The sequence below is a fragment of the Bacteroidia bacterium genome (assembly GCA_041391665.1).
Lineage (GTDB): Bacteria > Bacteroidota > Bacteroidia > J057 > J057 > JAGQVA01.
Map to the genome: position 1 here is coordinate 2,842,363 of JAWKNO010000001.1, position 18,260 is coordinate 2,860,622.

25 protein-coding genes are annotated in these 18,260 nt (G+C 38.4%); 5 read left to right on the plus strand and 20 right to left on the minus strand.

Annotated elements, in window-relative coordinates:
- Positions 1-7: 7 nt before the first annotated feature.
- The 19 genes from R3D00_11585 to R3D00_11675 all read right to left on the minus strand — a co-directional run bounded on the left by R3D00_11585 (position 8) and on the right by R3D00_11675 (position 10,889).
- On the minus strand, positions 8-355 hold the full coding sequence (locus R3D00_11585; protein MEZ4773816.1) for a hypothetical protein: 348 nt from the start codon (positions 353-355) through the stop codon (positions 8-10).
- On the minus strand, positions 355-555 hold the full coding sequence (locus R3D00_11590) for a hypothetical protein (protein ID MEZ4773817.1): 201 nt from the start codon (positions 553-555) through the stop codon (positions 355-357). Before R3D00_11590 ends, R3D00_11585 begins: the two co-directional genes overlap by 1 nt.
- Before the next feature lie 4 nt (positions 556-559).
- A complete protein-coding gene (locus tag R3D00_11595) occupies positions 560-940 on the minus strand; it encodes a peptidoglycan-binding domain-containing protein (protein ID MEZ4773818.1) in 381 nt (126 codons plus the stop codon).
- A 12-nt stretch (positions 941-952) separates the two neighbouring features.
- On the minus strand, positions 953-1,360 hold the full coding sequence (locus tag R3D00_11600; GenBank protein MEZ4773819.1) for a hypothetical protein: 408 nt from the start codon (positions 1,358-1,360) through the stop codon (positions 953-955).
- Positions 1,361-1,371: 11 nt separating this feature from the next.
- Positions 1,372-1,845 carry a hypothetical protein gene (locus R3D00_11605; GenBank protein ID MEZ4773820.1) on the minus strand — a complete coding sequence of 158 codons (474 nt, stop codon included), beginning with the start codon at positions 1,843-1,845 and terminating at the stop codon, positions 1,372-1,374.
- A gap of 10 nt (positions 1,846-1,855) precedes the next feature.
- Complete coding sequence (locus R3D00_11610; GenBank protein MEZ4773821.1) at positions 1,856-2,041, minus strand: hypothetical protein; 186 nt, start codon at positions 2,039-2,041, stop codon at positions 1,856-1,858.
- On the minus strand, positions 2,041-2,535 hold the full coding sequence (locus R3D00_11615; GenBank protein MEZ4773822.1) for an N-acetylmuramoyl-L-alanine amidase: 495 nt from the start codon (positions 2,533-2,535) through the stop codon (positions 2,041-2,043). The genes R3D00_11610 and R3D00_11615 overlap by 1 nt, the downstream gene beginning before the upstream one ends.
- A gap of 4 nt (positions 2,536-2,539) precedes the next feature.
- Complete coding sequence (locus R3D00_11620) at positions 2,540-4,276, minus strand: YncE family protein (GenBank protein MEZ4773823.1); 1,737 nt, start codon at positions 4,274-4,276, stop codon at positions 2,540-2,542.
- Entirely contained in the window at positions 4,273-5,079 is an 807-nt protein-coding gene (locus R3D00_11625; protein ID MEZ4773824.1) for a hypothetical protein, read from the minus strand. Before R3D00_11625 ends, R3D00_11620 begins: the two co-directional genes overlap by 4 nt.
- Positions 5,079-5,501 carry a hypothetical protein gene (locus R3D00_11630; GenBank protein ID MEZ4773825.1) on the minus strand — a complete coding sequence of 141 codons (423 nt, stop codon included), beginning with the start codon at positions 5,499-5,501 and terminating at the stop codon, positions 5,079-5,081. Before R3D00_11630 ends, R3D00_11625 begins: the two co-directional genes overlap by 1 nt.
- Positions 5,502-5,511: 10 nt before the next feature.
- A complete protein-coding gene (locus tag R3D00_11635) occupies positions 5,512-5,739 on the minus strand; it encodes a hypothetical protein (protein ID MEZ4773826.1) in 228 nt (75 codons plus the stop codon).
- A gap of 9 nt (positions 5,740-5,748) precedes the next feature.
- On the minus strand, positions 5,749-6,297 hold the full coding sequence (locus R3D00_11640; GenBank protein ID MEZ4773827.1) for a hypothetical protein: 549 nt from the start codon (positions 6,295-6,297) through the stop codon (positions 5,749-5,751).
- A gap of 11 nt (positions 6,298-6,308) precedes the next feature.
- Positions 6,309-6,728, minus strand: coding sequence for a hypothetical protein (locus R3D00_11645; GenBank protein ID MEZ4773828.1), 420 nt, complete (start codon positions 6,726-6,728; stop codon positions 6,309-6,311).
- 10 nt (positions 6,729-6,738) lie between these two features.
- Positions 6,739-7,308: a hypothetical protein gene (locus R3D00_11650; GenBank protein ID MEZ4773829.1), complete on the minus strand. Its 570-nt coding sequence runs from the start codon at positions 7,306-7,308 to the stop codon at positions 6,739-6,741.
- Between the two features lies 1 nt (position 7,309).
- On the minus strand, positions 7,310-7,942 hold the full coding sequence (locus R3D00_11655) for a hypothetical protein (protein MEZ4773830.1): 633 nt from the start codon (positions 7,940-7,942) through the stop codon (positions 7,310-7,312).
- 103 nt (positions 7,943-8,045) lie between these two features.
- Entirely contained in the window at positions 8,046-8,933 is an 888-nt protein-coding gene (locus tag R3D00_11660; protein MEZ4773831.1) for a hypothetical protein, read from the minus strand.
- A 57-nt stretch (positions 8,934-8,990) separates the two neighbouring features.
- A complete protein-coding gene (locus R3D00_11665; protein MEZ4773832.1) occupies positions 8,991-9,143 on the minus strand; it encodes a hypothetical protein in 153 nt (50 codons plus the stop codon).
- Between the two features lie 325 nt (positions 9,144-9,468).
- On the minus strand, positions 9,469-10,338 hold the full coding sequence (locus R3D00_11670; protein ID MEZ4773833.1) for an SDR family oxidoreductase: 870 nt from the start codon (positions 10,336-10,338) through the stop codon (positions 9,469-9,471).
- 17 nt (positions 10,339-10,355) lie between these two features.
- Complete coding sequence (locus R3D00_11675; GenBank protein ID MEZ4773834.1) at positions 10,356-10,889, minus strand: hypothetical protein; 534 nt, start codon at positions 10,887-10,889, stop codon at positions 10,356-10,358.
- 154 nt (positions 10,890-11,043) lie between these two features.
- On the opposite strand from R3D00_11675, the gene R3D00_11680 reads away from it, so the two are divergent.
- From R3D00_11680 to R3D00_11700, 5 genes are all read left to right on the plus strand, one after another.
- A complete protein-coding gene (locus tag R3D00_11680; protein MEZ4773835.1) occupies positions 11,044-11,484 on the plus strand; it encodes a helix-turn-helix domain-containing protein in 441 nt (146 codons plus the stop codon).
- A gap of 156 nt (positions 11,485-11,640) precedes the next feature.
- Positions 11,641-12,411 carry a DUF6577 family protein gene (locus R3D00_11685; protein ID MEZ4773836.1) on the plus strand — a complete coding sequence of 257 codons (771 nt, stop codon included), beginning with the start codon at positions 11,641-11,643 and terminating at the stop codon, positions 12,409-12,411.
- Entirely contained in the window at positions 12,408-13,463 is a 1,056-nt protein-coding gene (locus R3D00_11690) for a nucleotidyl transferase AbiEii/AbiGii toxin family protein (protein ID MEZ4773837.1), read from the plus strand. Before R3D00_11685 ends, R3D00_11690 begins: the two co-directional genes overlap by 4 nt.
- A gap of 12 nt (positions 13,464-13,475) precedes the next feature.
- Positions 13,476-15,524, plus strand: coding sequence for a DUF262 domain-containing HNH endonuclease family protein (locus tag R3D00_11695; protein ID MEZ4773838.1), 2,049 nt, complete (start codon positions 13,476-13,478; stop codon positions 15,522-15,524).
- Between the two features lie 2 nt (positions 15,525-15,526).
- The gene (locus R3D00_11700) at positions 15,527-17,335 is read left to right on the plus strand and encodes a DUF2779 domain-containing protein (protein ID MEZ4773839.1); all 1,809 of its coding nucleotides are present in this window, start codon (positions 15,527-15,529) and stop codon (positions 17,333-17,335) included.
- 2 nt (positions 17,336-17,337) lie between these two features.
- Here R3D00_11700 and R3D00_11705 read toward each other — a convergent pair whose 3' ends face one another.
- Complete coding sequence (locus tag R3D00_11705; protein MEZ4773840.1) at positions 17,338-18,231, minus strand: WYL domain-containing protein; 894 nt, start codon at positions 18,229-18,231, stop codon at positions 17,338-17,340.
- Positions 18,232-18,260 lie beyond the last annotated feature (29 nt).

Below are 18,260 nucleotides of genomic sequence, written 5' to 3' on the forward strand. Positions count from 1 at the left end.
CTTGCATTTATGATTGGAGCAAATCTGTTATCTGTTTGAGGGCTGCATGCTTTTCTATACCCGATTCGTTTAACTGCAAAGCCAATTTTTTGAGCTTTTTCTCTTTCCTTTCGGAAGGTTTGGCAAAATGCCATCGAGTTAAATTCCATAGCAAAACGTGCTGTTCGTAATCCAAAACTTTGAGCTCTTTTTCAAGAAGTTCTTTGTTTGCCTTATCCACCTTTAAATCCTTTTCCCAACGACCTAATAGGCGTTTAGAAATGACCGTTTTTCCCAAAGGAGAATACGCCCAAGCCACATAACCGGCTCCGACAAAAACGGAAATAGCGAATAATGCAACGACTTTCTTATTCATTACTGAGCTTCCATATTTTTTACAATTCCTCGAATACCAAAAACTATGAGCGTAATCACCAAGCCTGAACCCACGAGGTACAAGCTTGTCTTTCTCAATGTCTCATCGGTCATTGTGATTTTGATGTCGGTTTTTAAGCCATCATCGCTAAATACATTGTCCAAATAGTTTTTTATACCTGTTCTTTCTTCTGTTTCCATGGTATTAGCTTATGGTTTTAAACTTCTCCTGAGACACGGTTTTAGTGCCAAATACCTTCTGAACAGCTGCTTCTGTTTTCGGACCAAACTTGCCATCAGTATCTAATCCCGATCCTTTTGAGTTCAGGTAGTTTTGAAGCTTCTTCACATTGGTTCCACAGGTTCCGAATTTCAATGGGAAGCTGCTATCAGAATACATACAACTAAATGAGCGAACTCCTGATGAACTGCTCGAAGTGGTTGTTCCTTTAATGCTTGCAGCAAATTGCTGTTTCTCTTTTCGTTTTTTCAGAAAATACCATACGCCAAAACCTGCTGCTGTAACTGCCAGTCCAGCTCCGATCCATAGCATTTTATTATCTAATTTGAATGTCTCTTTCTTCATATCTTTTGGGGTTTAATATTGAACTACAACTGCATCTTCACGCACATAACCTTCGGTTTTTCCTCCCACAGGCTTGGTCAATTTTATTCTGTACCAGTAATAGCCGTCTTCACCTTTGAGGCGTTCTAAAATGGTTCCTACTGGATTGCTTTCTGCTTGTGTTAAAAGGTTGTGCGAGAAATCCATCGTAGTCCAATTCTCATTATCCACCTTGGCAGAGCTTCTTACATTCACATAACCTTCCGATCCGTAATGCACCTTTTTACCAATGAGTTTTTGCTCTTCTCGTTCCTTTTGTTTGCCACTTGTAGTGCGGTTCTTTCGGTTCTTGATAAACTTGTGAACTCCAAATCCTGCAAGTGCTACAACGACCGTGGCTACACCACCTATGACTAAATATTTCTTTGTCTTTGCATCCATAATTCTAAAGGTTAATAGCTTTCTAAAATGTCTTTAACTCGTGCCACTTCATCGGCATCATCTAGGTAATATGTGATGTACTCCGCCAAACTGCCGTATTTCATGGCACTGAACATTCGAGAAATCAGAGAAAGGTTATCGGCACTTCCGGCTTCTTCCAAAGCAGAATAAATGGCTCCTTCATCATCATTGTACCAGGAACCTGCATCATAAATTTGGGTAGCCAGTTGTTTTGCCCGATCGTGGGAAATCGTAATTTTTTCCGGACGAGCATAATTCGGATCAAAACCTTTGTAGCTCATAATGTCACGAATCTTCTTACTGCTTTTACAGTCGGCTATTCCTGTTTTGCAAAGAATCGGGCGTATCACTCCAAAGTAGGTAATACCAATACCCACGAGGATAATTCCCCCAATGATATAAGGGGTAGCCTTGTTCTGTGATAAGCCTTCAACGGCTTTTGCTCCTGCAACTGCTCCTACCATGATAACTGATTTATATGCCTATGATTTCTTCCGTGGTTTCTTTCACTTCACTTTTGGTTAAGCCATTATCTTCCAAAAAGGACTTCAAGCGATTTTTGATTTGCTCTTCCTTTTTAAGAGCCGTTTGCTTGTCGTACTTAATGTAGATTTGTCTGCCTAGCCAAAAGCCTATTGCCAATGTGATTACCGTTCTCATTAGTCTTCTTCTTTGTAAATGTTCTTCTCTGAAATACCGATGCTTTCCAACCACTTAGGAACATCAAAACTTGGACAAGCTTTGCTTGCTCCGGGAGCTTGGTTATGTCCTAAAACCTGAATATGCGGATGGCGAAGTACCATGAACTTTACATAGGTTTCTAAAGTGCTTTTTTGCTCATTAGTTCTTGTGTCTTTTGGCTTTTCACCCCTTTCATCAACGCCACCTACATAGACTACATGCCTTGAATTGCCATTGATACCACGCACTCCATTGGATATTTCCCATGGATCCACTTGGTCATCTTGGTTGAATGGTATGATGTTTACAAGCTCTCCATCGAGGTACACGATGTCGGAATATCCCGGACGATTCCAACCTCTTCCTCCCAAATGTTTTGGGTTGGTGTGCATGCGAATAATATCGTCCTTAGTAAGCTCTTTTCCTTCAGGACTTGCGGTACAGTGAATGACCAGATAATTTAATTTTCCCATTGTTTTAAATTTTAATTGTTGGTATTAAGTATTTGAATTGAAGCTGTTTGTAATAGACCAAAATGGTAATGGTCTGTCCGGGAGCTATCTTAAACTCCCATGTCGATTTACCATCAATCACATCACCACGAACGGCTGTTACTTCTGCTACATCGAGGTAGTTTTGCGGACTTTTGTAATTGTTGAATGAAATCGGGGTAACGTGTTGTTTCCCTGTTGGACTTTGGTGAATCAGTTTTAAGCCACTCGCTCGGTTTTCATCTGAAAACACAAATTTGGCATGCTTCACCAGTGCAGGTTTGAACTGAAATTCCGCTCGTTTTTCAGGGTAACTTTCATTAATGGTGATGTCACTACTGCTTTCAGAATAATCGATAAAAGCAAGGTTGCCACCACTTGTATTAGTTGTAAATACCTCACCACTCGGTAATGCAGCTATACCAATGTTAGGTGCATTGTTTAGTGACAAAGTTTCTGAAAGTGTTCCGGTAGTAGAATAAATATAGGTTAAGCCAGTTTGACTGCTCAACACGTATAAAAATCCATTAACCGGATTATAGACTATTCCACTTGGTTGAAATCCTAATGGATAAGTGTTTTCAATATTTTGGGTTTCAGGATTGAGCTCCAGTAATTCATTACTGTTCTTGGCTATTAAAAATAGACTGCTTGTAGTTGTGGTAAATTCCGTTGGATAATCTCCTGTGGCGTTTATTTCATTTAGCAGAATATCAGCTGCATCAAATACACTCACCGAATCTGAAGTTGAATTGCTTACCCACACCGATCCTTGTTCAGTCCATACCGAAACTGTTATTGGATCCTCTCCAGTATTTAAAGTTGCCACTATATTGTAGGTGGTACTGTCAATTTTGGATAAGGTGTTATCCAATAAATTGCTCACATAAAAACAGCTATTTTCAGGATTGTAAGCAATGGAAGTTGGTCGATTGCCTACTGGAATGGTTTGAATGATATTGTGCGAAGCATCCAGTATTTTAACAGTATTCTCAACCGAACATACTACCCACGCTTCTCCATTGGAAGGGTTAAAAGCAACATCCACCGGAGAAACAAATCCGGGATAAACACTACCTAAAGCAACTGTTTTTACAATTGCTCCCGATGTATCCATGATAGTAATACTATCGCTTAACTGATTAGCTACATAGAGTAAGCCATTGAACGAATTGAAACCTACATTTTGAGGATGTATGCCTGTTTGTACTTCTTGATTTACTTTGTGATCCTGAACATCTCCGGGCAAAGGTTTACTAATTGAAGTACCCATATTGGCTCCCCACAAATTGATGGTTCTAACCGAAGTACCATTATTGGTAAGGGTAATTTGTGTTTTGGATATTTCAGGTAAATGAGCTGCCTTTTCTTTATAGCTCTTCTGAACTTCCAATGCTTTTTGGGCGAAGGCTTTTAATTTCCTTTTCTTGCGTTTGGCTTCATCAAAGTCATTGGAAACATCCATCACACCTGACACCGTTCCCCATGTCTTTAGATCCTTTTTATAGGCTGTAGCATAGTTGGGGTTTTGAGCCATCAATGCCTGATGAATGCGAGCATTGGAAATACCAATAAAGTTGCTTTCGGTATCATCACCGTGCAACTTAGTTTCTTTGTCTGAGGTACTTATTGACTTTTCGTCCTTATCGTTTTTGAAAAGGAAATAACCTGTGCCAACCACCGCCAAAGCTCCCAATAACCCTATTTTTTGCTTGCTGTTCATACGGCTTTGGCTTTGTGGTTTAACATGATTTCTTGGGTATTGCGATACCTATCAATGAAATTGATAATGTCCTGAGCTCTTGTCACATGCTGACTACCCACGGTTTCGGGGTGCATGGCAAATACTTTTGTAGCTGCGTACACCGCTTCAATTTTTGGATATTGTAAATCCAAATAGAGTTTTAATGCAGCAAGGTCTGCCGGACGTTCTTCTCTGGTTGGTATCTGAAAGTGTTGGCGTTCGTGTAATAGAACAAACATCCTTACAGGAATAGTAAAGTGCTTGAATGCTTGATTGGAAACTTGTATTCTACCGGTCTGACGGTTAGTTCTTGCAGGTGTAACCATGGTATTACCAAACTGGTCTTTAATAATCGGTAGCAACTGAATCAAAAACTCATGATCGGGTGAATCGAAAAATCCGGGCTTGTATGTACCGCTATACTTCGCAAAGTTTTGAGCAAAGTCGATGAATCGGTGCATAGCAGGTTGAGCCCAAATTTCTGAGGCTTTCATTTTTTCCACCTCAAATTTTTCAATCACATAGCCGTTATCCTCACCGGTTTCGCTATTGTAAATTTCTACCAACAAAGTATCAGGAGACAAAGGCATAGGAATAGATATTTCCTTGTAATTCATGCCATCTCTTATTGCCGATGGCTTGAAAGGAACCTTTCTTCTGAAATAATAGGAATTAGCTCTATGGGCATCATAACCTTTAAGGGCAACAATGACCGGTCGAAGGGCTTTGATTCCTACCTTCAAAACAAAACGATTGTTATATGTTGGTACTGGTACTAACATTAAGCTGACTGGATTTGTACTTTCTTATTCTTTTGCATGACTGAAAAACCGTATGCAGCAATTACTAGCACGGCAATTCCTCCAATAATCATTACTTCTTTTGAAATGCCTTTTTTCTCAGGCTGCGGAGCAGGTTGTCCACCACCCATAGAAATATCATAGTCCGATGGTGTATCGTCTTTGAAAAATCCCACGATATTGCCAATGGTACTGGTAATTCCTTCCACACCTCCGGCTTTTTGAAAACCTTCTTTTTGCTTTCCCCACCATTGTTGACGTTGCTCTTTTCGAGCTGCTTTTTCTTCGGCAGTACGCTTTGGCTTTGCCTGTTTGTTAGGATCTTTCTTAAACAGGTTTTTCAAGAAGTAATCGTAATTATCTTCTCCACCGTGTATGATATATTCTGTTTCTCCTGCAATCATCTTGATTCATTTAAAGGATTCTTAATATTCTAAGCGTAGAACCTTGTGGCTCATAGTTTACCGCCTGATAACCTTTTCCGACAAAGGGGTAGCTTTTGGCTTCTCCCGGAGGCAAAGGCACATTGTTCACAAGGGCTGTGCTTGTTCCCACGTTCTTGATGGAAGCGAAGAGAAAACCTTGTGGTAAGTTTCCGTTGGTTGTTGCTTCTTCTTCCGTTATTTGAGCGAGTATGTCCATGCTTGTTCATTATTTTCTTATCATTCCAATTACTACCAATGCAGCCACACCAACACCCACAAAAACCAAGGTCTTCTTGCTCATGCCAAATGGCAACATAGAAGCCTGTTGTAGTTGATTTTCTGTGCTTTCGGTTGTTAAACTAGTAGTGGTTTCCGAAGCCGTTGTTTCGGTTTGTTCTATAGGTTTAGTGCTTGGTTCTTCTGATTTGGAAGAGCTCTCCATCATAGCTTTTTTCACCTGTGGTTCACTCACTATGGGTTCCTTTTTTAGAGGTAAATCGGGAGCAATTTGCTTAACTACCGGTTTGGTAGTTCGCACTGGAGCAGGACGACTAAACCTTGGCTTTCTGCCTTTGGCGATTCGTTTTTCATCCCTTTTTTCTCTTCGGGCAATAACTTTAGGATTTTGGCTTCGCTTTTCCTTTCTCTTTTTGATCCACTTACCAATGAATTCATCGTATTCAAATTCATTTCCTAAGCCATCAACAAAATTGTCTTCCTCTTCCAAAAGACCTCCGTAAAACTTCAATTCATACAATGGATTTGCAGCTATCATACTTCAATTTTTTAAGCAGTTTGTACTGGAGCAGCAGCTCCTTTTTTCTTCATGGATTGATATACTAAGCCTCCAACTACAAGCAATCCAATGACAATCATTACCGGACTTCCCATGCCTGCTTTTTGCACTTGCGGTGCAGGGGCTTGTGCCGTTGTAGTCGGTTGTGGTGCTTGTTGCATCATCATTTGTGGAGCCATCTGTGGTGTTGTTGCAGGCGTAGGTGAAGCCAATTGCTTGGTCAAACCTGTTTCCGCTCTTAATGCTTCTGTTTCCGCTCGCTGTTGGTCATTCTTTAGCTTTCGCTTTTCCATTCGCACCTTATGCCTTTCGGCTTTTCGTTGCTTACATTTTCTGCCAAAGCATAAAAAGTTGTCCCACTCATTTGTAGGCTGACCGGTTATTCCGAAGTTGTAATTGCTTAATTCCATGATCTATCGTTTATGAAGGATTTACATTGATTGAATTTTTTCTCTGCCGGAAATAGAAGAAGCTGATAATGCCCAATAAGCCCAATACACCGATAATGAGGTATAGGCTTTTCTTGCCTGCCAACTTGCGTTCTTCGGCAGCAGCTTGTTGTTCCTGGGCTTTCATTGCAAGCATGTTATTCAGCATTTCTCTGCGAGCTTCTTCTTTCGCCATTTTCTGCTTGTTCTTGCCTCCAACAATACTTCCCACAGCTCCGGATATTCCGGCAATTGCTCCGGCTATGGCTTGTACATAATGGTATTCATCTTCATCGGGATTATAGGCGGTTTCTGATTCCACCATTTTGCTAAGTAGTTCAGTGAGCTCCCTGTTGAATGCTTTGTTTTGAAGGGCTAATCCTTCTACCAATCCATTGGCTAGAGATATTTTATCGCTTGTTGGAACCTGAATACCGTATCTATCCAAAAGCATTTTATATGGCTTTGGATTTTTGGCAACTGCTACACCTATTAAGGATAGAGCAGCTTTGGATTGCTGATTAAGTACCTGTGTATTTTCCTCTTTAACTATTCTAATCATATTAGTTGCTTTTTATGGAGGATCCGATGAGTACACCGGCAACCAGTGTTAAGCCCAAAATCACTAATCCGTCTTTTGAAACAGAAAAGCGATCCTTGTCTTTGGGTTCTTCTTTTGTTGGGGTTTCAGCGGTTAATTTTCGTTGTCTTAATTCATTCCAAACCAGTTGAACTTCTTCCATTAGGGATAAGTCTTCCGGCTTTTTATTGGAGGCTGCCAACACTTCCTGATAGTGTTTTTCCAATTGAGAAGTGGTCATGTCCACCAACTGATCAATGTAGTCGCCTACATCCAAATTGGAATCACCACCGAAGTTGCTGTTGCCACAAGCTCCACAAAAATTGGATTCAGGATTAAATGAGCTACTTCCGCATGCACCGCAAAAACTATCTTCCTTTGGTTGGTTCAGTTTCAGAATCAAATCTTTTTCCGGATGAATCGTTAACAGGTGCGGAACAATGTTTTTGCCTTGGGTTTTTACCAATTCCTTGGTAGCCTTCACCAAATCGTGAATGTTCTTTGGAGGATGATACCCTTGGTCAAACAAAAATTTGCGTGCACCATCCGGATTGCCATACACGATGTATGCAATGCGATTTTGTGCGTATTTCGACCTTGTTAAACTTTTCTTCATCGTATTTCAATTTGAGTTTTACAAAAACAGCCAAAGAGCTATCGCTGACTTTGGCTGCTTAATGGTTTACCTGTTATGAGCCTGTTACAGCTTGCATAGGTTCTTATCTTCTTCTGCGTAAGAATCCTCTTCCTCCAGGTCGTCTTCTCATTGAAATACCACGTCTGCGTCTAACAGGGCTAGGTCTTTTTCTGACAATCTTCTTTACCAGTTTCTTAGGCTTCAACCCAAAGGCTGATGGCTTCTTACTTCTGATTAAGTCTAATTGAGGAAGACCGGTAGTTCTTGGAGCAGTTGAAAGCTCGGCAACATTTTTACCATCCAATAGGTTACCCATGTTGGCTCTTGCTTTGATTGTGAAGGTGAAAACCACCGTTACACCATCTTTAAGCAATAGTCTGATGCTATCTTGTCCTGTAACATCCATCTCAAAGTTGTGGTCATCAATCAAACCTTGAGTGAAGTTTTGAGGTGAAGTCGCATTTCTAGGTTGGTAAACTCTTACCGAATTGCTTCCTGTTGCTGTCCTTTTGTTGATTTTCAACACATTGTCAAACTGCAATGGATTGGAAACCGACATTTTCATTCCCACAATCTTGAAAGGATTGGCTTTTGATTCCTCCCTTACTTCTTTGTGCGAACTCTCTTCAACGGTTACCGTTACTCCGGCAGGTTGTGCTGCTTCTTCGTTGGCTCCAAACAGAATGGCTTCTGCATCGGCTCCGGAAGTGTTTTTAACTACTACGGTTAAGGTACGGTCGTTCGGATCAATACGTCCAATGGATGTCGTTTTGTAGCTATCGTACATATCGTCATCATCGGCAGGAATGTATTCTACTTCTTCATCGTAGTATTCATCCTCATCGTAATAACTGTCTTCGTTACCTTCAAATCCGGTATCAAAGTCGTCCTCTTCATACCCATCGTAGTCATCGTATCTGTCTTCGGCATCATCTTCGTATGCCATCAACTCATCGTTATATGGATTCATTTTGAATGCTTTTTTAAGTGTTTGTAACTAAATTCAGGTAGCTCCACCATGGAACTACTACTTGGTTTCGCTGCTTTCTGCCAGCTTTTTAGCTTTTGCTTTCTCCATAGCCGGATCAATCACTTTTTTGGTAAGGATGGTACCAATCACAAAAACTCCTAGTGAGATGCCTGCCATAATGCCAATTGATTTCCAATCAGTATTTTTCATTTTGTATCGTTTTAAATTTTTAAATCTTCCGAATTGAACTGTGTGGTTTTTAAACCAATTGTGGAGCTAAGGTCAGGGTAAAACAAGGCGAGAAAAAGGGCAAAAATTGTCTTTTGGTGAGTGTTTGTTAATCGACAAACTTTAAGTCAAAAACCGGATATTGGTCGGTACAAAAAAGGAAGGGATTTAATTTATCCTAGGTATAAATTAAAGGGGTATTGGAATTTATTAGGGGGATAAATTCAGGTATTTAAAATTGTCTTCAAAAAAAAATCACAAGAGTAACACCCTTGTGATTTTGATTTATTGAAATTAATCTAGCAGATTAAGCAGAAGCACCACCTAAAACAGTGTCAAGTTGCATTTCTTTCAATATGTTATCTTGTATAGGTTGTGTAATCTCGTTGATCTTATCAGTTCCCCAAGTTAATCCTACAACTGTTCTTGTAGGACGACTCCCATAAGGTAAATCTGCTAATTTCAAATAAGCATCCACAACCCATTGTGGATCAGGAGCATCTTCACTTTGCAACATTTGACTAAAACTCTCGCTCATTGTTATTGGAATGCCTGCCAATTCACCATACGACTCCAAAACACCCGTATGTGCGGGTACTTGACCAGATTCCAACAAACCTGTGCCAAATGGTCCTGGTTCTACTAAAACTACATCTATTCCGAATGGTGATAGCTCATAACGAAGCCCTTGACTATATGCTTCAAGTGCGTGCTTAGTAGCTGCATACGTACCAAAAAATGGACCTGTAATCCTTCCTACTAAAGAACTTGTGTTTATTATTAAGCCTTTGCCTGATTTACGCATTAAGGGTAAAACAGCTTGCATTACTCTTATCGCACCAAAATAGTTGGTTTCCATTTGAAAACGTGCTTGCTCTACACTGTAAGCTTCTGTGATGCCGATGTACATTATACCTGCATTATTAATTAGCACATCAATACTTTCTGATTGAGAAAGGATAATGCCCATTGATTTTTTAACAGAAACCTCGTTGGTTACGTCCATTTCTAAAACTTTAATATTTGCAGAATGGTTTTCTAATTCTGATTTTGCTCCTGCGTTTTTTTCGTTTGGATTACGCATTGTTGCAAAAACTCGATACCCTTTATCGGCAAAATCCTTAGCAGCTTTCAGACCAAATCCGTTGCTGCTTCCTGTGATGATTACATTTTTCATTATATAATTATTTAATATTAAATGCATGAAGCATTGAATGCTAGATAATTGAATACAGTAGATGTTATCCAAAATATTGAAAACACAATACCTACATTTCGCCCATTTTTTGATACTCGTGGATGATACCCTAAGAATGGTACCCCTGCTTGATTTGCATTAACCAAAGCAAATAAAGCGGACATTATCATAAACATAAAGTGAATAACATGTCGCTCACCAATTGGCAAACCCATAGCGTATGTAGAAGCTACAAATACAGCAATGAACGCTAAGGCACCTTGTCTTTGCTCAAATAGTAGGATGAAAATATAATCTTTAGCTGCTATTTTTTTTGCTTCGGGAGCAGCATCAATAGCCGCATCAAGCATTTTTAACTGCTCATCTTCATTGATAGACTTCTGTTTGTTTGGAATACCTGGTGCAAACATTGGTAATACTAAATTCACCACCCAATTAACCCAAGTTGGTTTAATGACTTCTACAGCATGAACGACTGCTGGAGCTAAACATAGGGTTAGCCCTAAAATTGAAATTGTTTCTGTACTCATGTGCTTTTTTACATTTTAAATTAATTATTACTTGCTAATCGCAAGCAAAAATATAAAATCACTTTTAAATTGCAAGTGTTATTTATTATTAATTTCATTTTGCAAGTAATAATTGATTTTTAATACCTTTGTATAACAAATAAATAATTCATTCATGGATGTAAAATTTAGATGCGATTGTCCCATAACGTCTGCACTTGATATTTTAGGTGATAAGTGGATATTGGTAATAATCAAACAAATGATTATTCAAGGCAAGGAAACTTTTAAGGACTTTACTGATAGTGATGAATCAATAGCTACTAACATACTTACAGTCAAACTAAAGTATTTGGAAGAATTGGGATTTGTAACAAAATCCAAATTACCTAACAATAAAAAAACAGTTTATTATCATCTTACGGATAAAGGATTGTCTTTAACATCAATTATTGTGGAGTTGGCTATTTGGAGCGATGAATATTTGAGAGAACTCCACTCTGAAATGCAGAAACCCGAAGAACTAACATTAATGAAGTCAAACAAGGAATTGTTCATTAAGGATCTGATTGCTAGTTATAAAGAAAAGACAACTGTTAGACCTTCTACACTCTAGTTACCTGATAAATGAAATACCTATAATTAGCCACTAAATTGCTTTTGGTGGCTAATTATAGTTTTATCAAAAATAACCACTATATTTGCATTGGTGGTTAAATATAGTTTTACTAAAAATAGCTACTTATTTAGAATTAGTGGTTAATTATAGCAAATGACAAAGTTCATAGAGAAACAGCTAATAGAGACTTTTAAGAACGAAACTCAATTCGATCGGGATGAGCTATTCGCCTTTTTAAAGCAATTCGATCCGGAAATGACCGAAACGGCTTTATCATGGCGTATCCATGACTTACTAAATAAGAACATCATTAAATCCGTAAAACGAGGGGTTTACAGTATTTCTAATAGTAAGAAGTATGTTCCTGCTATTTCAGACAAACTTGTAAAGCTCTCAAAAATTGTAGCCAAGGAATTTGACGACCTAGATTACTGCTTATGGAGTACTGAATGGTTTAATGATTTTACAAGACATCAAATGGGAGCCTTCTTTTACTTGTTAGAAGTGGAAAGAGACTTTGTAGAAGAAGTATTCAATGCCTATTCTGAATCCAAACAATTTAGGGTGTATCTCGATCCTAACGAGGACATCATGGAAAGGTATGTGGAAAGTGAAATTTCCATCGTTATTAAACCGCTAATCAGTCGTTCTCCAAAACAGAAAGTTTCCATAAAAACCAAATCAAAGGATAAAATTCAGGTTCCCACCTTAGAAAAAATGTTGGTGGATGTGTTTTGCGATCCCGTAACCTTTTATACGGTTCAAGGGAGTGAAATGGAAACATTATTTGAAAATGCCCTGAAAAGGTATCATATCAATTTTAGTCGAATGCTGAATTACGCTAGGAGACGGAAAAAGGAGCCTCAATTGAAAGCGTACATGAGTGAGCATTTTGGAGATTTATTAAAAGATATTTTAGAATGATAAAAGCACATTGTTTTACCAAAGAATGGATCAACAGCTTTAAGCAGCAAAAGCATTTGAAGCGTATCAATCCTCCGATACTGGAGAAAATGATACACGCTCTTTCCTTATTGCAGCAGCTCAAAGCTCATGGTTTGGATTTCACTTTTAAAGGCGGAACAAGCCTTGTGTTATTACTTGCCAAATCAAGACGATTTTCGGTAGATATTGACATCATTACCACCCAAAGTCGAGAAGAAGTAGAAGCTATCCTGGAAAAGGTGGTGGCTAACTCACATTTCAACAAGTGGGAGCTGCAAGATAGAAGAAGCTACAAAGAAGGTGTTCCGAAAGCTCATTACGAATTTGATTATGAATCGAGTCTCAATCAAAGTGCTCACTTTGTATTGTTGGATATACTGTTTGAGCAAACCGATTATCCAAGGTTATTAGCAGCACCTATACAATCAGAATGGATTGAATCCGGAGATGTATTGGAAGTAGCTGTTCCATCTATTGAATCTATTTTAGGAGATAAACTCACGGCATTTGCACCAAATACCGTTGGAATCCTATACGGAAAGGACAAAGAACAGGAAATCATTAAGCAGCTTTTTGATATTGGCTGTTTGTTTGATGAAGCGCAAAACGTAGAGGAAATTGCATTGAGCTTTGAGAAAATTGGAAGCAAGGAAATCAACTACCGTGAACTGGAAATAGGCTTAACGGATATACTGGATGATATTTTCACCACTTCTTTGCTCATAGCCAAGCGAACCAAAAACACCGTAGAGCCGGATAAATCAAGATTTACCGAACTCACCACCGGAATACGCAGGTTTGAAGGCTTTTTGATTGCTGAAAGCTTCAAAATAGAAGATGCCATACTTGCAGCAGGTAAAGCAGCTTACCTCGCCAAACAATTAAAGAACAAAGACTATACATCCATAGAAAAGTTTAACGGTCAGGACATCAGTAAACTGGAAATTACTGGAGAGCTGAACTTCCTGAATAAACTCAAAAAGTCGAGAGACAAAGCAGCATTTTTCTATTGGTATAAGGCGTTGAATTAAGAATATTAGAATATGGATTTAAAATCAATACACGAGATTTTCACAAATAGAATATTAAGAATACCGGCTTATCAGCGTGGTTATGCTTGGTCAAACAATAAGTCAATAAAGGTTGACAGTAAGGAGCCTTTAAAAAATGTAAAAGGGCAATTGAAGGATCTATGGGATGACTTAATTAATATTCCTGAAGGTAAATGGCATTATACCGGATTACTAACATTAGTTGAAGTAAAACCTTGTGATTATAACTGGCTACCCAATTTCAAGCAGTATTCAATAGTAGATGGACAACAACGGATTACTTCTGTATTGATTTTGTTAAGTGTGATTATCAGAGAAGCTCAAAAACAAAATGTGATTTTGGGTATTCGTGAAGGGGATGCGGAAATGCAATACCTCTTCATCAACAAAGGCGTTAATGCTTACATTTTTGGCTATGACGAAGATAACCCAAGTGATAAGTTTTTCAGAAAACACATCTTGGCATTGAATGAAATTGAAGATGATAGCGAGGAAAGCACATACACCGAAAACCTTTTAAAAGCAAAGAAGTTTTTTGAAGCAATGGTTGCTTTATATCTAAGAAAAGAAGGAAATACCATTGAGCAGCTTTTTAATAAGGTTACAAATCAATTGAGGTTAAACGAATATATCCTTCCCGAAGAACTTGACGAATACGTTGTGTTTGAGACCATGAATAACAGAGGGAAACCCTTATCCCAACTCGAAAAGCTAAAAAACAGACTTCTATATCTCAACGATAAATACCATGTATCAGAGAATACTCCAGAAGCTATTAATTTGAATGAGGCTCAAAAGGCTGAATTAGAAAAATCAATAAATAAGGCATGGATTACCATCTACAAATCATTAGGTCAAAACAAGCAAAACCCCTTAGACGATGAAGACTTTATTAAAAATCATTGGATAGCTTATTTCAATAAGTATAGTCGTGATGAAGCGAATGTTTATGCCAATTTTTTGTTTGATGAGCATTTTAGTCTTGATAATGTTTATAATGGGAAATTAAAGCGTTCCGATATTGAGACTTACATAAAATCCTTACAACTCTGCTCTGTTTGGTGGAACAAACTACACTACATCAAGTATTTCACAGAAGATGAGAAGGTAATTAGAAAAGCGATCCAAGGAATTCATCATGTTGGTCTTAAAGCATCTTTCAAGCCGATATTGCTCGCTATATTAAGCAGGGATGACAGAAATGAGTTTGTTGATTCTATAAAGACACTGGAAAAATACAGTTTCAAACTTTTTGACCTATCCGACAAACGAGGAAATACTGGAGACAGTAAAATTTACAGCCTTGCTTACGAGGTTTATAAATGCAAAAAGAACAGTTTAGAAACTCAAACTGAATTGGAATTATATACTTCTTGGTATTACCGTTTCAACTTGTTTGTAAATCAGAGTTATGAACTCTTTGAATTGGGGCACAAAACAGGATTCTACAAATGGTCAGGGAGGTTTTATTTACTGTATCAGTATGACAAATACCTTAGAAAGATTAACAAAAATTCAAGCGAGAGTAGTGCAATTGAATGGACTGATTTTGTAAAGAACGATAGCATTGAGCACATCTATCCTCAGAGTGCCACAGTTAGTTTGGAGACTTATGCTCAACACAAAGGAAAAGAACCTATTGAAGTTGAAGAGGCTTACAATAAAATCCAAAACGACTGGAGTCATTTTACAAAATATACACCTGAACAACGTAGAAATTTTGCCAATAGCCTTGGTAATCTTTTAGCATTATCAAAGAGTGCCAATTCTTCTCTTCAAAATGATAAATTCCTTTTCAAGGTTGATCAAGGCAATAAGGGGGAAGGATACCCAAAAAGAGGTTATAAATACGATTCCATGAGTGCCATGATAGTTGCCAATGAAATAGAATGGACACCGGAAACCATCGTTGAAAGAGGTTTGAAAATACTGAACTTCTTGTGTGAGTATATAAATGAAGATTTCAATTCAATTCCTATTGAAACGAAATACAAAATACTAGGATTGGAATTCATGCTTGTTAATGAGGAAGTTGAATGAAAATGAAAACCGACTTTTCAAAAATATTATCCAAGTCCGATTTTAAGGTAGCTCGTAGCTGTCCGACCAAGCTCTATTACAAGAAAAACGGCTATCCATCTGCCAACGATGGTAACGAATACATGGAATACCTTGCCGAAGGTGGTTATGCCGTTGGTAAATTGGCTACGCTACATTTTCCGGAAGGTATTCGCATACAAAACGAACTCGGACTAGAGAGTGCCATAGTTCAAACCAAAGAAGAGCTACAAAAAGAAAATGTAGTCCTTTTTGAACCGGCTTTGTTAACGGAAGGAAAAGTCGCTGCCATTGATGTTTTAGTCAAGGAAGGCAAACGTTTTGAAATTATTGAGGTAAAGTCCAAAGGCTTTGATTCAGATAACCCGAAATTTGACAAAGGTTGGGATGAATACCTAGAGGATATTGCATTTCAAAAGGAGCTTTTGCAGGAAGTGTTTCCGGATGCTCATATCGACTGTTTTCTGTTTGTTCCGGACAAAGCCAAACAAACCCAAATAGATGGCTTAAATGCTTTGTTTGAACTCAAAGAAGTAGAGGCTCACAATCAGTTTAAGTTTTACGAAATTGAATTTATTGGTGATCCTGAAATTATCCGAAAGGATGATTTTATGGTGAAGGTAGATGTAAACGATGAAGTCAACAAACGTAGCTCAATCATTAAAAATTCCATCAAGGTCTATTCTGAAAGTTTGCAGCAAGGCACTAAAATTCAGGAGCCTTTGAATATAAATTGCTTCTCTTGTGAATACAATGCCGGAGAAGATAAAAACGGCTACCATGAATGTTGGAAGGAAATGCCGGAACCGGAATTACATATCAGAGATGTTTACCGTTTGGGGAATATCAAAGAAAACAAGGAGTCCGTTGCTAACGCCTTAATTGGAGAAAAGAAACTAGATGTAGATGCCTTGCCTGAAAAAGCTTTTGAAGGCGTTTGGGGTGAACGAAGATTGATACAGATAAACAATACCAAAGCACAATCGGAATGGATAGCAAGGGAATTGAAAGAGGAAATCAACTCATGGAAATATCCGCTGCATTTTATCGACTTTGAAACTTGTATTACGGCATTGCCTTTTCACAAAGGTATGCGACCGTATGAAATGAGTGCTTTCCAATGGAGTTGCCATACCATTAAACAACCCGGAGCTGAACCTATTCATAGCGAATGGCTCAATACCGATCCTAAATTCCCAAGTTTTGCCTTTGCAGAAAGTTTGATGAATAAGGTCGGATATGATGGTACACTGTTGATGTGGAGCTCGCATGAGAATACCACCTTGCGAAACATCTATTATCAAATGGAAGAGTACAACCAATCCATTCCGGGATTAAAGAGATGGTTGGAATACGTTGTGAAATTTGATAAAAATGGAGCCGGAGCCTTTGTGGACATGAACGATTTGGCATTGAAATACTATTTCCATCCAGTAATGAAGGGACGTACCAGTATCAAAGTAACGTTACCGGCTGTTTTGGCTGCCAACAAATCAAAACGCACCGAAAACTGGCTAACTAATTTTGATGAAGGCATCAATTTATTGCATCGTGGCGAAGATGGAATAATCGAGAATCCATACAAACATTTGCCACCCATAGACTTGTTGGAAAATGCCGAAAAGGTAAACGAAGGAACCGGAGCCATGCGAGCTTATGAAGATATGCTCTTTGGTATCAGTAAACACCAACCGGAAATAAAAAAAGCCTACAAAGAGGCTTTATTACGCTATTGCAAACTGGATACGCTTGCCATGGTGATTATTTGGGAGCATTGGAGGAATTTGAAGTGACATTAAAATTTAGCACTTTTCTCACTTAAATAATCTCGAAAAGCCTGTGGATAGACCACTTCAATCTCGCCAGGTAAGCCTAATACAAAACGACCAACGCCTAAGAAATTACCAACCTCTGTGGTAAGCAGGTAGTTGTTATCATCTACCTTTTTGAGGTACTTCTCACTCAAAGGGAACTCTTCCAAAATCAGATTGTAGGCTACTAAGGATAATTGAAGCTGAATGGCAATAGGTTCGAAGCTTTGCATTCTAAAAATATCCGTTATGCCTACTCGATGTTTAGGTTTGTATTGCCAATCATTATCCAGTATTTCAACTTCTTGTATTCTCGAAGCCTTGAATATTTTATTGGATTGGTCTTCGGTATCGTAGCACCAAACACCGGTGTAATTGATGGTAAAATCAATAGGCTCTACAATTCTATCCCGAATATTCTTGCTGTTACCAGATTTGTACTCCTTTAAAACAACTTGTTTTTGCTGCTTAATGGCTTGGATTAGGTTATATATGTTCTCCGTTTCTTCTTTTTTGGTAATGGCATGAATCACCCTGTCAAAATCATATAAGCTGTAAAGCTTTTTAACGAGCTTCTCTTTCAATTCTGAATCTTCATCAATGGCATGAATGGTTTTACTGAGAATAAAAGCTTCTTCTTCGGTAAAGTGCAATAATTTGCTAATATCCTCTGCCGTTGAATTTTCCTTATCTATTCTGAAATAGCCATTGCTATTTTCAATGACAAAGCCTACCTGTTTGAAGGTGTCAAAATAGCGGTACACCGTTCTTTGAGAAATATCAAAGCGATCCGAAAGTTCCTGAATAGTCCTACCATACTTACAATCAAGTAGAAGTAGCACCTCCAACATTTTCTGAAATTTCGCCTGGTCTGCCATATTAATTGCGATTGGTCATAACAAACTGA

Excerpts from the sequence above, each read along its gene's own strand:
- R3D00_11590 (MEZ4773817.1), bottom strand. The coding sequence starts at position 555 with ATGGAAACAGAAGAAAGAACAGGTATAAAAAACTATTTGGACAATGTA.
- R3D00_11605 (MEZ4773820.1), bottom strand. The coding sequence starts at position 1,845 with ATGGTAGGAGCAGTTGCAGGAGCAAAAGCCGTTGAAGGCTTATCACAG.
- R3D00_11630 (MEZ4773825.1), bottom strand. The coding sequence starts at position 5,501 with ATGATTGCAGGAGAAACAGAATATATCATACACGGTGGAGAAGATAAT.
- R3D00_11705 (MEZ4773840.1), bottom strand. The coding sequence starts at position 18,231 with ATGGCAGACCAGGCGAAATTTCAGAAAATGTTGGAGGTGCTACTTCTA.
- R3D00_11660 (MEZ4773831.1), bottom strand. The coding sequence starts at position 8,933 with ATGAATCCATATAACGATGAGTTGATGGCATACGAAGATGATGCCGAA.
- R3D00_11665 (MEZ4773832.1), bottom strand. The coding sequence starts at position 9,143 with ATGAAAAATACTGATTGGAAATCAATTGGCATTATGGCAGGCATCTCA.
- R3D00_11650 (MEZ4773829.1), bottom strand. The coding sequence starts at position 7,308 with ATGATTAGAATAGTTAAAGAGGAAAATACACAGGTACTTAATCAGCAA.
- R3D00_11675 (MEZ4773834.1), bottom strand. The coding sequence starts at position 10,889 with ATGAGTACAGAAACAATTTCAATTTTAGGGCTAACCCTATGTTTAGCT.
- R3D00_11600 (MEZ4773819.1), bottom strand. The coding sequence starts at position 1,360 with ATGGATGCAAAGACAAAGAAATATTTAGTCATAGGTGGTGTAGCCACG.
- R3D00_11690 (MEZ4773837.1), top strand. The coding sequence starts at position 12,408 with ATGATAAAAGCACATTGTTTTACCAAAGAATGGATCAACAGCTTTAAG.
- R3D00_11655 (MEZ4773830.1), bottom strand. The coding sequence starts at position 7,942 with ATGAAGAAAAGTTTAACAAGGTCGAAATACGCACAAAATCGCATTGCA.
- R3D00_11615 (MEZ4773822.1), bottom strand. The coding sequence starts at position 2,535 with ATGGGAAAATTAAATTATCTGGTCATTCACTGTACCGCAAGTCCTGAA.
- R3D00_11670 (MEZ4773833.1), bottom strand. The coding sequence starts at position 10,338 with ATGAAAAATGTAATCATCACAGGAAGCAGCAACGGATTTGGTCTGAAA.
- R3D00_11645 (MEZ4773828.1), bottom strand. The coding sequence starts at position 6,728 with ATGGAATTAAGCAATTACAACTTCGGAATAACCGGTCAGCCTACAAAT.
- R3D00_11585 (MEZ4773816.1), bottom strand. The coding sequence starts at position 355 with ATGAATAAGAAAGTCGTTGCATTATTCGCTATTTCCGTTTTTGTCGGA.
- R3D00_11620 (MEZ4773823.1), bottom strand. The coding sequence starts at position 4,276 with ATGAACAGCAAGCAAAAAATAGGGTTATTGGGAGCTTTGGCGGTGGTT.
- R3D00_11700 (MEZ4773839.1), top strand. The coding sequence starts at position 15,527 with ATGAAAACCGACTTTTCAAAAATATTATCCAAGTCCGATTTTAAGGTA.
- R3D00_11680 (MEZ4773835.1), top strand. The coding sequence starts at position 11,044 with ATGGATGTAAAATTTAGATGCGATTGTCCCATAACGTCTGCACTTGAT.
- R3D00_11625 (MEZ4773824.1), bottom strand. The coding sequence starts at position 5,079 with ATGTTAGTACCAGTACCAACATATAACAATCGTTTTGTTTTGAAGGTA.
- R3D00_11635 (MEZ4773826.1), bottom strand. The coding sequence starts at position 5,739 with ATGGACATACTCGCTCAAATAACGGAAGAAGAAGCAACAACCAACGGA.
- R3D00_11640 (MEZ4773827.1), bottom strand. The coding sequence starts at position 6,297 with ATGATAGCTGCAAATCCATTGTATGAATTGAAGTTTTACGGAGGTCTT.
- R3D00_11685 (MEZ4773836.1), top strand. The coding sequence starts at position 11,641 with ATGACAAAGTTCATAGAGAAACAGCTAATAGAGACTTTTAAGAACGAA.
- R3D00_11610 (MEZ4773821.1), bottom strand. The coding sequence starts at position 2,041 with ATGAGAACGGTAATCACATTGGCAATAGGCTTTTGGCTAGGCAGACAA.
- R3D00_11595 (MEZ4773818.1), bottom strand. The coding sequence starts at position 940 with ATGAAGAAAGAGACATTCAAATTAGATAATAAAATGCTATGGATCGGA.
- R3D00_11695 (MEZ4773838.1), top strand. The coding sequence starts at position 13,476 with ATGGATTTAAAATCAATACACGAGATTTTCACAAATAGAATATTAAGA.